This is a genomic window from Aphanothece microscopica RSMan92, assembly GCF_046613545.2.
In the GTDB taxonomy this organism is placed as follows: domain Bacteria; phylum Cyanobacteriota; class Cyanobacteriia; order PCC-6307; family Cyanobiaceae; genus NIES-981.
Window position 1 is genome coordinate 1 of record NZ_JBKKKY020000257.1, and the last position, 806, is coordinate 806.

Genomic DNA, 806 nt, shown 5'->3' on the forward strand with positions numbered 1-806 from the left:
GGAGGATGTTTAAATTTAATCCAGATACTGTTACGTTTCATTTCTACCCCAAAATAGGCTATTTTGGCCATATTTAATTACTAACCCCCTTGCTACTTTTATGAAAAAAACAAATTTACTGCATCGGCTGGCACTTCTGGTATTAGTACTGGCAGCCAACCAACTTGTTGCCCAGAAAGCACCTACCTGGAAAGACATTGGTTCCTGGAAGTCCATTGCCTCTTCCCGCAGTACCGAACTATCTCCGGATGGTAATTGGTTTGCCTATTTACTCACCCCGGCCGATGAGGGCGACGCCGAGCTGGTACTCAAAAGAACTTCTGACTCCACCCGTTTCACCTATCCGGTGGGCGCTACTTCGCGCGCCAACATCGCTTTTTCGGATGATTCCCGCTTTTTCGCTTACACTGTTTCGCCTACCGAAAAGGAGAAGAAAGACAAAAAGAAAGCAGAAAAGGTTGTTTTGATTGAACTGGGCACTACTACCAAAAAAGAGTTTGAGCAGACCAAATCCTTCGCTTTTAACGGCAAAAAGTCCAGCCACCTGGCGGTACTCCTGGCTCCCGAAGAAGGCACCAAGCCCACTGATCCCAAAGGAACTGACCTGCTGCTGTATGATTTGGGCAAAAAGCAGATTCAAAATATCGGAAACGTATCCGACTACGCTTTTAATAAAGGAGGAAGCTGGCTGGCTCTTGCCCTGGATACCCGCAATCAGGCAGGAAACGGCGTGGTACTCCTGAACACCGAAACCGGGGTAGTTCGGCCCATGGACACCGATAAGGCAAGTTACGAATCACTCAACT

The 806-nt window shown here is 47.6% G+C and carries 1 protein-coding gene; it reads left to right on the plus strand.

The window, feature by feature from the left end:
- Positions 1-100 precede the first annotated feature (100 nt).
- Positions 101-806 (plus strand): hypothetical protein (locus tag ACLD7X_RS17345; RefSeq protein WP_411424938.1); only part of this gene is annotated, 706 nt, incomplete at its 3' end.